Source organism: Streptomyces sp. NBC_00984 (assembly GCF_045162475.1).
Lineage (GTDB): Bacteria > Actinomycetota > Actinomycetes > Streptomycetales > Streptomycetaceae > Streptomyces.
In genome coordinates this window covers 1,478,760-1,493,534 of the sequence record NZ_CP108734.1, presented here as the reverse complement: position 1 = coordinate 1,493,534, position 14,775 = coordinate 1,478,760, and the positions used below count along the sequence as shown (strand labels likewise).

General features: G+C 71.2%; 11 protein-coding genes. All 11 read left to right on the top strand.

All coding sequences use genetic code 11. The features are described 5' to 3' along the window. Positions 1-59: 59 nt before the first annotated feature. The 11 genes from OG520_RS06350 to OG520_RS06300 all read left to right on the top strand — a co-directional run bounded on the left by OG520_RS06350 (position 60) and on the right by OG520_RS06300 (position 14,770). Complete coding sequence (locus tag OG520_RS06350) at positions 60-1,097, top strand: substrate-binding domain-containing protein (RefSeq protein WP_406012487.1); 1,038 nt, start codon at positions 60-62, stop codon at positions 1,095-1,097. A gap of 68 nt (positions 1,098-1,165) precedes the next feature. Beyond that, positions 1,166-2,404: a Gfo/Idh/MocA family protein gene (locus OG520_RS06345; RefSeq protein WP_406012486.1), complete on the top strand. Its 1,239-nt coding sequence runs from the start codon at positions 1,166-1,168 to the stop codon at positions 2,402-2,404. Positions 2,405-2,416: 12 nt separating this feature from the next. Continuing rightward, the gene (locus OG520_RS06340) at positions 2,417-3,421 is read left to right on the top strand and encodes a sugar phosphate isomerase/epimerase (protein ID WP_266429372.1); all 1,005 of its coding nucleotides are present in this window, start codon (positions 2,417-2,419) and stop codon (positions 3,419-3,421) included. 309 nt (positions 3,422-3,730) lie between these two features. Further along, on the top strand, positions 3,731-7,453 hold the full coding sequence (locus OG520_RS06335; protein WP_406012485.1) for a ThuA domain-containing protein: 3,723 nt from the start codon (positions 3,731-3,733) through the stop codon (positions 7,451-7,453). Between the two features lie 135 nt (positions 7,454-7,588). Then, entirely contained in the window at positions 7,589-8,707 is a 1,119-nt protein-coding gene (locus OG520_RS06330) for an inositol-3-phosphate synthase (RefSeq protein WP_406012484.1), read from the top strand. Between the two features lie 2 nt (positions 8,708-8,709). Beyond that, positions 8,710-9,753 (top strand): SCO3242 family prenyltransferase, encoded by a 1,044-nt coding sequence (locus tag OG520_RS06325; protein WP_406016429.1) that lies wholly within the window; start codon positions 8,710-8,712, stop codon positions 9,751-9,753. After that, entirely contained in the window at positions 9,750-10,652 is a 903-nt protein-coding gene (locus OG520_RS06320) for a sugar phosphate isomerase/epimerase family protein (protein ID WP_406012483.1), read from the top strand. Before OG520_RS06325 ends, OG520_RS06320 begins: the two co-directional genes overlap by 4 nt. 21 nt (positions 10,653-10,673) lie before the next feature. Continuing rightward, complete coding sequence (locus OG520_RS06315; RefSeq protein WP_406012482.1) at positions 10,674-11,339, top strand: EboA domain-containing protein; 666 nt, start codon at positions 10,674-10,676, stop codon at positions 11,337-11,339. After that, positions 11,339-12,187, top strand: a complete 849-nt coding sequence (locus OG520_RS06310; protein WP_406012481.1) for a TatD family hydrolase — start codon at positions 11,339-11,341, stop codon at positions 12,185-12,187. The genes OG520_RS06315 and OG520_RS06310 overlap by 1 nt, the downstream gene beginning before the upstream one ends. Before the next feature lie 4 nt (positions 12,188-12,191). Continuing rightward, positions 12,192-13,367 (top strand): metabolite traffic protein EboE, encoded by a 1,176-nt coding sequence (gene eboE / locus OG520_RS06305; RefSeq protein ID WP_399329784.1) that lies wholly within the window; start codon positions 12,192-12,194, stop codon positions 13,365-13,367. A 26-nt stretch (positions 13,368-13,393) separates the two neighbouring features. After that, entirely contained in the window at positions 13,394-14,770 is a 1,377-nt protein-coding gene (locus tag OG520_RS06300; RefSeq protein ID WP_399329860.1) for a nucleotide pyrophosphatase/phosphodiesterase family protein, read from the top strand. Positions 14,771-14,775 lie beyond the last annotated feature (5 nt).

Here is a 14,775-nt window from a genome sequence, read left to right as displayed (position 1 = left end):
CCCACCGCCCCGTTCGCCCCATGTGACATGTCACGCACCGGATGAAGGGTTTGACAGCCATGCCAGAAACCAGCCGCAGACGACTGCTCCTCGGCACCGCAGCCGTCTCCGCAGGTGCCCTGCTCACCGCCTGCACCAGCAACGACCCCAAGACCGAGGACACCGCCAAGAGCACCGGACCCGCCGCCGACGACAAGCCCGGCAAGCCCGTCACCATCGGCTTCGCGGGTCCGCAGGCCGACCACGGCTGGCTCAACGCGATCAACGAGAACGCCAAGTCACGGGCGGCCAAGTACTCCGAGGTGACGCTGGAGACCACCGAGGGCTCCAATGACACCGCCGCCCAGATCGGCCAGGTAAAGACCCTCATCAACAAGAAGGTCGACGTCCTCGTCATCCTCCCGGCCGACGGCAAGGCGCTCACCCAGGTCGGTCTGGAAGCCATGCGGGCGGGCATCCCCGTCGTCAACCTGGACCGGATCTTCGCCTCTCCGCAGGCCTACCGCTGCTGGGTCGGCGGCGACAACTACGGCATGGGCCTCAACGCCGGTACCTACATCGGCGAGCAGCTCAAGGGCAAGTCGGGCGCCAAGGTCGTCGAGCTGGCGGGCATCGACAACCTGGAGCTCACCAAGCAGCGCAGCCAGGGCTTCGCCGACGCGCTGAAGAACTACTCCAACGTCGAGCTGGTGGCCCGTCAGGCCGCCGACTTCACCGTCGAGTCGGGCCAGGCCAAGATGGCCCAGCTCCTCCAGGCGCAAAAGAGGATCGACGCCGTGTGGAACCACGACGACGACCAGGGCGTGGGCGCGCTGCGCGCCATCCAGCAGGCCGGCCGTGACGAGTTCCTGATGGTCGGCGGGGCCGGGGCCAAGTCCGCGATGGACGCCATCAAGGCCGACAACAGCGTCTTGAAGGCCACCGTTCTCTACCCGCCGACGATGGCCGCGTCCGCCATCGACCTGGCCCGTGCACTGGCCCAGGGCAAGGGGGTCGGCGGCCTGGCCGAGCTGGAGATTCCGACCGGTCTCACCCTCTACTCGGCCGTGGTCACCAAGGAGAACGTCGACCAGTACCTGCCGACGGGCTTCAGCTGATCAGCCCCGCGGGAGGGTGCTGACCCTTCTGCCGCACCCATCGAACGACCGACGAGGAGGAAGCCCGGATGGCCCGTAGGGAAGAGACGGATCAGGAGGCCGCAGCGCCGCCGACGCACCGGCCGGCGACGAGTGTGCCGGTGCTCGGGGTCGGCATGGTCGGATACGCGTTCATGGGCGCCGCCCACTCACAGGGCTGGCGCACCGCGGGACACGTCTTCGACCTGCCGATGAGACCGGCTCTCGCCGCGATCTGCGGACGCGACCGGGCGGCGGTCGACGCGGCGGCCGCCCGCCACGGCTGGGCGGCGGCCGAGACCGACTGGCGCGCCCTCATTGCCCGGGACGATGTGCAACTCGTCGACATCTGCACCCCCGGCGACAGCCACGCCGAGATCGCCATCGCCGCCCTGGAGGCGGGAAAACACGTGCTGTGCGAGAAGCCGCTCGCCAACACGGTCGCCGAGGCGGAGGCGATGACCGAGGCCGCCGAGCACGCCGCGGCCCGCGGCCAGGTCGCGATGGTGGGCTTCAACTACCGCAGGGTGCCCGCGATCACCTACGCCCGACAGCTGGTCGCCGAGGGCCGGATCGGCACCCTGCGGCATGTCCGCGCCGCCTACCTCCAGGACTGGCTCGTCGACCCCGAATCACCGCTCACCTGGCGGCTGGAGCGGGAACGCGCCGGTTCGGGCGCGCTCGGCGACCTGGGCGCGCACATCGTCGACCTGGCCCAGTATCTGGCGGGGGAGCCACTGGTCGGGGTGTCGGCGGTCAGCGAGACGTTCGTACGCGAACGGCCGCGGCTCACGGGCCCGGCGGCCGGGCTCTCCGGGGCGGCGGACACAGGCACGCGAGGAGCGGTGACCGTCGACGACGCGGCCCTGTTCACCGGCCGGCTCGCCTCCGGGGCGCTGGCCTCCTTCGAGGCGACCCGGATGGCGGCCGGGCGGAAGAACGCACTGCGGCTGGAGATCAACGGGGAGCGCGGCTCGCTCGCCTTCGATTTGGAACGGCTCAACGAACTGTCCTTCCACGACCACACGGAACCCGCTGCCACGGCGGGATTCCGGCGCGTCCTCGTCACCGAACCCCAACACCCCTACCTGGAGGCGTGGTGGCCGCCGGGCCACGCCCTCGGCTACGAGCACACCTTCGTCCACCAGGCCCGCGACCTGGTGCGGATGATCGCCGAAGGGGCCGCCCCCGCACCGTCGTTCGCCGACGGGCTGCAGGTGCAGCGGGTGCTCGCAGCGGTGGAGGAGAGCGCCGAGAAGAACTCCGTACACACCCCCGTGGTTCTCTAGGAGGTCCCGCTCATGCCCCGTCCCTTCACACTCTTCACCGGCCAGTGGGCCGACCTGCCGCTGGAGGAGGTCTGCCGGCTCGCCCGGGACTTCGGCTACGACGGGCTCGAACTCGCCTGCTGGGGCGATCACTTCGAGGTCGACAAGGCGCTGTCCGAACCCGGCTATCTGGACGGCCGGCGGCAGCTGCTCGACAAGTACGGGCTGAAATGCTGGGCGGTCTCCAACCACCTCGTCGGCCAGGCCGTGTGCGACGACCCGATCGACGAGCGGCACCGGGGGATCCTGCCCGCGCGGATCTGGGGCGACGGCGAGCCCGAAGGGGTCCGCCGCCGGGCCGCCGAGGAGCTCAAGGACACCGCGCGGGCGGCCGCCGCCTTCGGGGTGCGTACCGTCATCGGTTTCACCGGCTCGTCGATCTGGCACCTGGTCGCGATGTTCCCGCCGGTTCCGCCGCACATGATCGAGCGGGGTTACGAGGACTTCGCCGAGCGCTGGAACCCGATCCTGGACGTCTTCGACGCGGAGGGCGTGCGGTTCGCCCATGAGGTGCACCCCAGCGAGATCGCGTACGACTACTGGACCACGCACCGCGCACTGGAGGCCGTCGGGCACCGGGCGGCGTTCGGGCTGAACTTCGACCCGAGTCACTTCGTCTGGCAGGACCTGGACCCGGTGAGCTTCCTGTACGACTTCCGGGACCGGATCTACCACGTGGACTGCAAGGAGGCACGCAAGCGCCTCGACGGCCGCAACGGCCGGCTCGGCTCGCATCTGCCCTGGGGCGATCCGCGGCGCGGCTGGGACTTCGTCTCTGCCGGGCACGGCGACGTGCCCTGGGAGGACGTCTTCCGGATGCTCCGGTCCATCGGCTACGAGGGACCCGTCTCCGTGGAGTGGGAGGACGCAGGGATGGACCGGCTGGCGGGTGCGCCGGAGGCGCTGGCCACGCTGAAGCGGTACGACTTCGATCCGCCGTCGGCATCGTTCGACGCGGCGTTCGGGGGCGGGGACTGACGGTCTCCCGCCGGGGACGGTGCGGGCCCCCGGTCCGGGCCGGGACGGGCCGGGGGCGAGAGCTTCGCGGCTGTCCCGCACCCACCCCTGCCCTCGCCCCGCTTTGTCCTGGCGCAGGAAAAAGTTCGAGCGGACCGCTGCGCAAGGACTTTCCGTCCCGGACGAACAGGTCTACGGTCCAGAACGTGTACATGACATGACTCGGGTCGCCGGTGTCCCACACACCCCGGACGACCCGCGCGGCAGTCCCCGCGCAGAACGGCACGGCAGCACCCCGCCCGTACAACCGGCACTCTCCGGAGGACACTCGTGCACAGAACCCCAACCGGCAGGAGCAGAACACGGCTCCGCGTCCGCAAATCCCTCGCACTGCTCACCGGCGGCCTGCTCGCCGCGGCCACCCTGGCCCTGGGCGCCACGCCCGGAGCAGCGGCGGGGCCGTCCTCGCCGGCCGCCACCGACGCGGCGGCCGAGGAATTCCAGCAGGTCACCCTCGCCAAGGGAGTGGCCGAGACCGGCGAACCCATGACACTGGCGGTGCTCCCCGACCGCAGCATCCTGCACACCGCGCGCGGCGGCGAGCTGTGGCTCACCGACAGCGGCGGCGACACCACCCTCGCCGGTGTCCTCCCCGTCTACTCCCACGACGAGGAGGGCCTCCAGGGCGTCGGCATCGACCCGGACTTCAGCAAGAACCGGGCGATCTACCTCTACTACGCGCCCCCGCTGGACACTCCGTCCGGCGACGCCCCCGAGAACGGCACCGCCGCCGACTTCGCCAAGTTCGACGGAGTGAACCGGCTCTCGCGCTTCGTCCTCAAGGAGGACGGCACGCTCGACACCGCCAGCGAGAAGAAGGTCCTCGACATCCCGACCTCGCGCGGCATCTGCTGCCACGTGGGCGGCGACATCGACTTCGATGCGCAGGGCAACCTGTACCTGTCGACCGGCGACGACTCCAACCCCTTCGCCTCCGACGGCTACACCCCGATCGACGACCGGCCCGACCGCAACCCCGCGTTCGACGCCCGCCGCACCTCCGGGAACACCAACGACCTGCGCGGCAAGATCCTCCGCATCAAGGTCGCCGACGACGGCACGTACACCGTCCCCGAAGGCAATCTCTTCGCCCCGGGCACGGACAAGACCCGCCCCGAGATCTACGCGATGGGCTTCCGCAACCCCTTCCGCTTCACCGTCGACAAGCCCACCGGCACCGTGTACGTCGGTGACTACGGGCCCGACGCCGGTGCGGCCGACCCCAAGCGCGGACCGGGCGGCCAGGTCGAGTTCGCCCGCGTCACCAAGGCCGGCAACTTCGGCTGGCCGTTCTGCACGGGCAAGAACGACCCGTTCGTCGACTACGACTTCGCGACCAAGACCTCCGGCGCGACCTTCGACTGCGCCGCACCCAAGAACACCTCCCGGTACAACACCGGGCTGGTCGACCTGCCGCCGTCCCAGCCCGCCTGGATCCCGTACGACGGCGGGTCCGTGCCCGAGTTCGGCAGCGGCTCCGAGTCCCCTATGGGCGGACCGGTCTACCACTACGACGCCGCCCTCGACTCGCCCGTGAAGTTCCCCGAGGCCTACGACGGCAACTTCTTCGCCGGTGAGTTCGGCCGACGCTGGATCAAGCGCATCGACCAGGACACCGATGGCACGGTGAAGTCCATCAACGCCTTCCCGTGGTCGGGAACCCAGGTGATGGACATGACGTTCGGCCCCGACGGCGCGCTCTACGTCCTGGACTACGGGACCGGCTACTTCGGCGGCGACCAGAACTCGGCGCTCTACCGCATCGAGAACGCCACCGGCGGACGCTCCCCGATCGCCGAGGCGACCTCCAACAAGACCTCGGGCACCGCACCGCTCAAGGTCGCCTTCTCCTCGGCCGGAACCACCGACGCCGACGGCGACACGCTCAGCTACAGCTGGGACTTCGGTGACGGCGGCACATCGACCGCCGCCAACCCCACGTACACGTACAAGAAGAACGGCACCTACACCGCCACCGTCACCGCCACGGACCCCACCGGCCGCACCGGCTCGGCGAACGTCCATGTGACGGTCGGCAACACCGCTCCCAAGGTCGAGCTGGAACTCCCCGGTGACGGGCAGCTGTTCTCCTTCGGCGACGAGATCCCGTTCAAGGTGACCGTCACCGATCCCGAGGACGGAACCATCGACTGCTCGAAGATCGAGGTCCGCTTCATCCTCGGACACGACAGCCACGGCCACCCCATCACCTCGGCGCACGGCTGCACCGGCACCATCAAGACCGAGATGGACGGCGGACACGACCCCAACGCCAACATCTTCGGCGTCATCGACGCCTCGTACACGGACGGCGGGGGAGGCGGCCAGGCATCCCTGTCCGGCCACGACCAGGCCGAACTCCAGCCGCGCCACCGGCAGGCCGAGCACTACGGCGACTCCCACGGCGTCGCCCCGCAGAACAAGGCGACCGCCCACGGCGGCAAGACGGTCGGCGACATCCACAACGACGACTGGATCTCCTTCAAGCCGTACCTCCTGGCCGGTTCCACCAAGCTGACCGCCCGGATCTCCTCCGGCGGCGCCGGCGGCTTCCTCGAAGTCCGCACCGGTTCGGCGACCGGCAAGATCCTCGGCTCCGCACCCGTCCCGGTGACCGGTGCCTGGGACAACTTCCAGGACATCGACGTACCGCTGCGCGGAGTCCCGAAGAAGTCCACCGAACTCTTCCTGGTCTTCAAGGGAGGTGACGGAGCGCTCTTCGACATCGACGACTTCGGGCTCTCCAACAGCGCCCCCGACAAGACCGCCAAGCGGGTCCTGGTCTTCTCGAAGACGGCCGGTTTCCGCCACGACGCGATTCCGGACGGCATCGCGGCGCTCAAGGAACTCGGCAAGGACAGCAACATCACCGTCGACGCCACGGAGACGGCCGGCCAGTTCACCACCAGCAACCTGGCCCGCTACGACGCCGTCGTCTTCCTCTCGACGACCGGTGACGTGCTCAACGCCGACCAGCAGAAGGCCTTCGAGAACTATGTGGCCACCGGCGGCGGCTACATGGGCGTCCACGCGGCGGCGGACACCGAGTACGACTGGGCGTTCTACGGCGGACTCGTCGGGGCGTACTTCTCCTCGCACCCCGCCATCCAGCCCGCCACCGTCCGGATCGAGGACCACAAGCATCCGGCCACCGCAGACCTCGGCGACGAGTGGAACCGCACCGACGAGTGGTACAACTACCGCACGAATCCCCGAGGTCAGGCGAAGGTCCTCGCCACACTCGACGAGACGACCTACACCGGCGGCACCATGAAGGGCGACCACCCCATCACCTGGTGCCAGACCTACCAGGGCGGCCGTTCCTTCTACACCGGCCTCGGCCACACCAAGGAGTCCTACGCCGAACCGGACTTCCGCAAGCTGCTCCTCGGCGGCATGCGGTACGCGGCCGGCCAGGTGAAGGCCGACTGCAGGCCCGACACCGGCTACCGGTCGATCTTCAACGGCAAGACGCTCGAAGGCTGGAAGCAGGCGGGCCCCGGCACGTTCGACGTCGTCGACGGTGAACTCCGCTCCCAGGGCGGCATGGGTCTGCTCACCTACCAGGCCAAGGAGCTGAGCTCGTACTCGCTCAAGCTCGACTGGAAGATGCAGGGCGACGACAACTCCGGTGTCTTCGTCGGCTTCCCGGAGTCCGACGACCCCTGGTCCGCGGTGAACAACGGCTACGAGGTCCAGATCGACGCCAGCGACGCGCCCGACCGCACTACGGGTTCGATCTACACCTTCAAGGCCGCGAACGCCAAGGCCCGTGACCAGGTCCTGCGCCCGCCCGGCCAGTGGAACAGCTACGAGATCAAGGTCCAGGGCGAACGTCTCCAGGTCTTCCTCAACGGGGTGAAGATCAACGACTTCACCAACACCGATCCGGTACGGAGCCTGAAGAGCGGCTACATCGGCATCCAGAACCACGGTGCCGACGACCATGTGTCGTTCCGCAACATCCAGCTGAAGGAACTGCCCTCGGCGTAGGGCGCCCACCGCTGCGACGGCGGGCGGGGGAGAGAACACACCGCCCCCGCCCGCCGTCCCCGCCCGATCCCGTCCCCCCGTCGCACAGCGCCACCCGCTCTGCCCAGCCAGCACCCCCAGCCAGGGAGGCAGTCCGTGTCAGCACCCGCCGTACGTACCGGAGTCTGGTTCATCGGAGCACGCGGCTCCGTCGCCACCACCGCCACCGCAGGGTGCGCGGCGGTCGCGGCAGGGCTCCACCCGGCGGCAGGCATGGTCACCGAGACCCCACCCTTCACCGACAGCGGGCTGCCCGCACTCACCTCACTGGTCTTCGGCGGACACGACACCGCAGGCTGCCCGCTGCCCAAGCGGGCCGAGGCACTGGCGGCCGGTGGAGTGCTGCCGCACGGTCTGCCCTCGGCGGTGCACGCCGAACTGGCCGCCGCGGACGCGGAGATACGGCCCGGCGGACCGTTGCCCGGCGACACCCGAGGCGACGAGGAACTCATCACCGCGTTCGCCGCCGACCTCACCGACTTCGGACACCGGCACGACCTGGCCAGGACGGTCGTCATCAACGTGGCGTCCACGGAACCCGTCCCGGCCCCCGGCGAACAGAGGCTGCCCGCCAGCTCGCTCTACGCGGCGGCGGCACTGAGGGCCGGCTGCCCCTACATCAACTTCACCCCCTCCACCGGGCTGCGCACCCCCGCCCTCCAGGACGCCGTCGCGGCCTGCGGACTTCCTCACGCGGGCCGCGACGGCAAGACCGGCCAGACGCTGCTCCGCTCCGTACTCGCCCCGATGTTCGTGCAACGCGCCCTGCCCGTACGGGCCTGGTCGGGCACCAACCTGCTCGGCGGCGGGGACGGAGCGGCGCTGGCCGACCCGGGCGCGGCGGCCGCCAAGAACGCCGGCAAGGAACGCGTCCTCGCCGACACCCTGGGCACGGCCCCCGAGGGCGAGGTCCACATCGACGACGTACCGGCCCTCGGCGACTGGAAGACCGCCTGGGACCACATCGCGTTCGACGGGTTCCTCGGTGCGCGGATGGTGCTCCAGACCACCTGGCAGGGCTGCGACTCCGCACTGGCCGCGCCCCTGGTCCTGGACCTGGCCAGGCTGGTGGCCCGCGCCCACGAGCAGGGCGTGAGCGGCCCCCTGCCCCAGCTCGGCTTCTACTTCAAGGACCCGGACGGCGGCCCGGCCGCGCTCTTCGAGCAGTACCTGGCGCTGCTCGCCTTCGCCGAGACGCTGCGGGGGGAACGGTGACGATACGCGCCTGGGCGGAACTGCTACGGGTGTCCGCCCTCTTCACCGTCCCCGGCGACGCGCTCGCCGGGGCGGCGGCGAGCGGCCGGCGTCCCGACCGCGGAACCGTGCTCGCCGTCGGCGCCTCGCTCTGCCTGTACGAGGCGGGCATGGCGCTCAACGACTGGGCCGACCGCGAGGAGGACGCCATCGACCGCCCGCACCGGCCGATCCCCTCGGGCCGGATCGCACCCGGTGCGGCCCTCGCGGCGGCGGGCGCGCTGACGGCCGCGGGGCTGGGCCTCGCCGCCGGGGCCGGCCGCCCGGCCCTCGCGGTGGCCACGGGGCTGGCGGCGACCGTGTGGGCGTACGACCTCCGGTTGAAGCACACCCCGGCCGGGCCGGCCGCGATGGCGGCGGCACGCGGCCTGGACCTGCTGCTCGGGGCCACCGCAACCGGGGCGGCGAAGCGGGCCATGGGGGCGCGGGCGGGTTCGGGAACCGTCCCCGGCCCGGGAGCCGCCGCCGGGCCGGAATCGGCTGGGCGCGGCTCCGTCCGCGCGGCCCTTCCGGCCGCCGGCCTGCTGGGCGCGCACACCTACGCCGTCACCGCCGTCTCCCGGCACGAGGCGCACGGCGGATCCACCACCGCACCCCTCGCCGCGCTCGCGGCCGTGGCCGCACTGGGCGCGGCGGCCGTGCACGAGCAGCGCGGGCGGTGCGGAGCCCAGGGGGCGGACCCGTGCACGGGGAGCGGCAGCCAGGACGAGTCGCCCCGCCCGCACCCCTCGCTCCGTTCACCGACGCCCCTCGCCCCCGCCGCCCCCGGTCTCGTGCGCACCGCGCTCACCGGCTCCTACTTCCGGACCGCCGCGGTCCCCCTCCTCCACGCCGCGCTCAACCCGTCCCCGCCGCTCACCCAGCGCGCCGTCGGCGGCGGCATCCGGGCGATGATCCCGCTCCAGGCCGCCCTCGCCGCCCGCGCGGGAGCGGTCGGCACGGGGCTCGCCGTCATGGGACTCGTACCGATCGCCCGCACCCTCGCCCGGAAGGTGAGCCCGACATGACGATTCGCTACGGCTACGGCACCAATGGGCTCACCGACCTCCGCCTGGACGACGCCCTCGGACTCCTCGCCGACCTCGGGTACGACGGGGTCGGCCTGACCCTCGACCACATGCACCTCGACCCCCTCGCCCCGGACATCGCCACCCGCACCCGACACGTGGCGTCGAGGCTCCAGGAGCTGGGGCTCGGCGTCACGGTCGAGACCGGTGCCCGCTACGTCCTCGACCCGCGCCGCAAGCACGGCCCGTCCCTCCTCGATCCGGACCCGGAGGCCCGCGCGGCCCGCACCCGGCTGCTCGTCCGGGCCGTCGGCATCGCCGCCGACCTCGGCGCCCACGCTGTGCACTGCTTCAGCGGCATCACCCCACCGGACACCACCCCCGACACCGCCTGGCAGCGGCTCACCGGCTCCCTCGCCCCGGTCCTGGAGGCCGCCGACCGCTCCGGCATTCCCCTGGCGATCGAACCCGAGCCCGGACACCTCCTCGCCAACCTCGCCGACTTCCACCACCTGCGGGTCCTCAGCGGAGATCCGCCACCGCTCGGGCTCACCCTCGACATCGGTCACTGCCAGTGCCTGGAGCCCGCCCTGCCCGTCGACTGCATCCACGACGCCGCGCCCTGGCTGCGCCACGTCCAGATCGAGGACATGCGCCGCGACGTCCATGAACACCTCCCGTTCGGCGAGGGCGAGATCGACTTCCCGCCCGTACTCGAAGCACTCGACACCCTCTCCGACACCGGATACCGCGGCCTCACCGTCGTCGAACTGCCCCGCCACTCGCACGCCGGCCCCGAACTCGCCCGCACCTCCATCGAGTTTCTTCGCAAGCACGGTCCGTCCGGCCACAGCCCGTCGCACCACAGTCCGACGCAGCACAGTCCGTCGAGCCGCTGAACCGCCGAAGGGAGCGACGCCATGCCGATGTCCCCGACGAACCCCCCGCTGCTGACCCGCAAGGAGCTCGACGCACGGCTGGGCGGAGCCGCGCGCGCCTGGCTCGACGAGGCCCTGGCCGAGGCGGAGCACGCCGCCGCCCACCAGGAGACCGAACAGCCCGGCGGACCGTACGCCGCCCCGCCGTGGGAACTGCGGTACGCCGCGGCCGGCCGGCACTGCGGACTCGAACACGCCGATTCCGTACGCGCCCTGCTGCTCGTCGAAGCCCATGCCGCGCTGCCCGCCCTGACCAGGCTGTACGAGCAGGGCACGGCCGCCGAACGGCGTGCCGTCCTGCTCACCCTGCACCGCCTCGGCCTCGGCCCCACCGCCCTTCCCGTCGTCGAGGACGCCCTGCGCACCAACGACACCCGGCTGATTGCCGCTGCCGTCGGCCCGTACGCCGCCACCCATCTCGATCCGCACAGCTGGCGCCACGCCATTCTCAAGTGCCTCTTCACCGAGGTCCCCGTGGATGCCGTCGACGGACTGGCCCGACGCGCGCGCGGCGACGCCGAACTCGCCCGCATGCTCGGCGACTTCGCCGCCGAACGCATCGCGGCGGGCCGCAGTGTCCCCGCCGATCTCACCCGCGTCCTCGAACTCACCACCCCCGGTGCCGCCGCCCCTACGGAGGAGTCCTGATGCGCATCTTCGACCCGCACATCCATATGACCTCCCGCACCACGGACGACTACCGGGCGATGTACGACGCGGGGGTCCGCGCCCTCGTCGAACCCTCCTTCTGGCTCGGCCAACCCCGCACCTCGCCCGCCAGCTTCTTCGACTACTTCGATGCCCTGCTCGGCTGGGAACCCTTCCGTGCCGCCCAGTACGGCATCGCCCACCACTGCACGCTCGCCCTCAACCCCAAGGAGGCGAACGACCCGCGCTGCGTCCCCGTCCTGGACGCCCTGCCCCGCTATCTCGTCAAGGACTCGGTGGTCGCCGTCGGCGAGATCGGCTACGACTCCATGACCCCGGCCGAGGACACCGCTCTGGCCGCCCAGCTCCAGCTCGCCGCCGACCACGGCCTGCCCGCCCTCGTGCACACCCCGCACCGGGACAAGCTCGCCGGGCTGCACCGCACCCTCGACGTCATCCGCGAATCCCACCTCTCCCCGGAGCGGGTCCTGCTCGACCACCTCAACGAGACCACCGTGAAGGACGCCCTGGACAGCGGCTGCTGGGCCGGATTCTCCATCTACCCCGACACCAAGATGGACGAGGACCGCATGATCGCGATCCTCAGGTTCCACGGCACCGAGAAGGTCCTGGTCAACTCGGCCGCCGACTGGGGCAGAAGCGATCCGCTCAAGACCCGCAAGGTGGGCGACGCGATGCTCGCCGCCGGATTCAGCGACGACGACGTCGACCAGGTGCTCTGGCGCAACCCCGTCGCCTTCTACGGACAGAGCGGTCGGCTCCAGCTCGGCATCGCCCCGCCGGAACCCCTCCACGAAGGCAACTCCATCCTGCGCGGCGGGGAGTGAGGCGATGCGCTTCCGCCACCCCGACGGCTCCACCGTCCACCTCTCGTACTGCACCAACGTCCACCCCGCCGAGACGCTCGACGGCGTCCGCGCCCAACTGCGCGACCACTGCGAACCGGTCCGCAGACGCCTCGGCCGCGACCGGCTCGGCATCGGCCTCTGGCTCGCCAGGGACGCGGCCCGCACCCTGGTCAACGACCCCGCCGAGCTGCGGTCCCTCCACGCCGAACTGGACCGCCGCGGCCTGGAGGTCGTCACTCTCAACGGCTTCCCGTACGAGGGATTCGGCGCCGACGAGGTCAAGTACCGCGTGTACAAGCCCGACTGGACGGATCCGGAGCGGCTCGCCCACACCACCGACCTCGCCCGGCTGCTGGCCGGCCTGCTCCCCGACGACGCCACCGAAGGAACCATCTCCACCCTCCCGATCGCCTGGCGCACCCCCTTCGACTCGGACCCGGAGGCGGCCCGAGCGGCACACGCCGCGCTCACCACCCTCGGCGAACGCCTCGACGCACTCGCCGAACTCACCGGCAAGTCCATCCGTATCGGCCTCGAACCCGAGCCGGGCTGCACGGTCGAGACCACCGCCGACGCCATCGCACCCCTCACCGCCGTCGGACACCCACGCATCGGCATCTGCATCGACACCTGCCACCTGGCCACCTCCTTCGAGGATCCCGACACCGCGGTCGACGCGCTCGACGCGGCGGGCATCCCGATCGCCAAGGCACAGCTCTCCGCCGCCCTGCACGCCGAACACCCCCACCTCCCCGAGGTGCGCGCCGCACTCGCCGCCTTCGCCGAGCCCCGCTTCCTGCACCAGACCCGCACCGGCACCGCCGCCGGGCTGCGCGGCACCGACGACCTCGGCGAGGCCGTCACCGGCCGGTCCCTGCCGGACGGAGCCCCCTGGCGCTCCCACTTCCACGTCCCCCTGCACGCACCTCCCGCACCACCGCTCACCTCCACTCTTCCCGTGCTCCGTTCCGCACTGACCCGACTGGTGGGCGGGGCACGGCCCCTCACCAGGCACCTGGAGGTCGAGACGTACACCTGGCAGGCGCTCCCGGCCGCGCTGCGCCCCCGGACCCGCACCCAGCTCGCCGACGGCATCGCCGCCGAACTCACCCTCGCCCGCGACCTCCTGGTCGACCTCGGCCTCAAGGAGCTCCCGTGACCACAGCCGAGCAGCCCACCGGGCCCATGACTCCCCACCCCCTCCTCGTCATCGACGTCGTCGGCCTCACTCCACGGCTCCTCGACCACATGCCGCACCTGAAGGCCCTGGGGCAGTCCGGCACCCACGCGCCCCTCGGCACCGTCCTCCCGGCCGTCACCTGCGCGGCCCAGTCCACCTTCCTCACCGGCACCACCCCCGCCGAACACGGCATCGTCGCCAACGGCTGGTACTTCCGCGAACTAGGCGACGTCCTGCTCTGGCGCCAGCACAACGGACTGGTCGCGGGCGACAAACTCTGGGACGCCGCCCGACGTGCCCACCCCGGCTACACGGTCGCCAACATCTGCTGGTGGTACGCGATGGGCGCCGACACCGACCTCACCGTCACCCCGCGCCCCGTCTACTACGCCGACGGCCGCAAGGAACCCGACTGCTACACCCGGCCGCCCGCCCTGCACGACGAACTCACCGAGAAATTCGGCACATTCCCCCTCTTCCACTTCTGGGGCCCCGGCGCGGACCTTGTCTCCTCGCAGTGGATCATCGACGCGACCCGGCACATTCTCGACACCCGCCACCCCGACCTGGCCCTGTGCTACCTCCCGCACCTCGACTACGACCTCCAGCGCTACGGCCCCGACGACCCGCGCTCCTACCGGGCCGCGGCCGAACTCGACCGCGCCATGGCCCCCCTCCTGGACGACGCCCGCCGCGAGGGCCGCACCGTCGTCGCCCTCTCCGAATACGGCATCACCCGTGTCGACCGGCCCGTGGACATCAACCGGGCCCTGCGTCGCGCCGGACTCCTGGAGGTCCACACCCAGGACGGCATGGAATACCTCGACCCGATGGCTTCCCGCGCCTTCGCCGTCGCCGACCACCAACTCGCCCACATCTACGTACGCCGCCCCGAGGACCTCGAAGCGACCCGCGAAGCCCTCCGGGACGTCAAGGGCATCGAGCAGCTCCTCGACGACGAGGGCAAGAAGGCACACGGCCTCGATCATCCGCGCTCCGGCGAGCTGGTCGCCGTCGCGGACCCGGATGCCTGGTTCACGTACTACTACTGGCTCGACGACGCCCGAGCGCCCGACTTCGCGCAGCTCGTCGAGATCCACCGCAAACCGGGCTACGACCCCGTCGAACTCTTCCTGGACCCCCAGGACCCCTACGTCCGCGTCAAGGCGGCCACGGCCGTCGCCCGCAAGAAGCTCGGCATGCGCTACCGCATGGCGGTCGTACCCCTGGACCCGTCACCTATTCGCGGCAGCCACGGCCGCCTTCCGCAGAGCGACGAAGAAGGTCCGCTCATCCTGTGCTCCACCCCCCACGCGTTCACCGGCCCCGTCCGGGCCACCGAAGTGAAGTCCTTGCTCCTCGAGCTTGCCGGACTGCACTGACAACG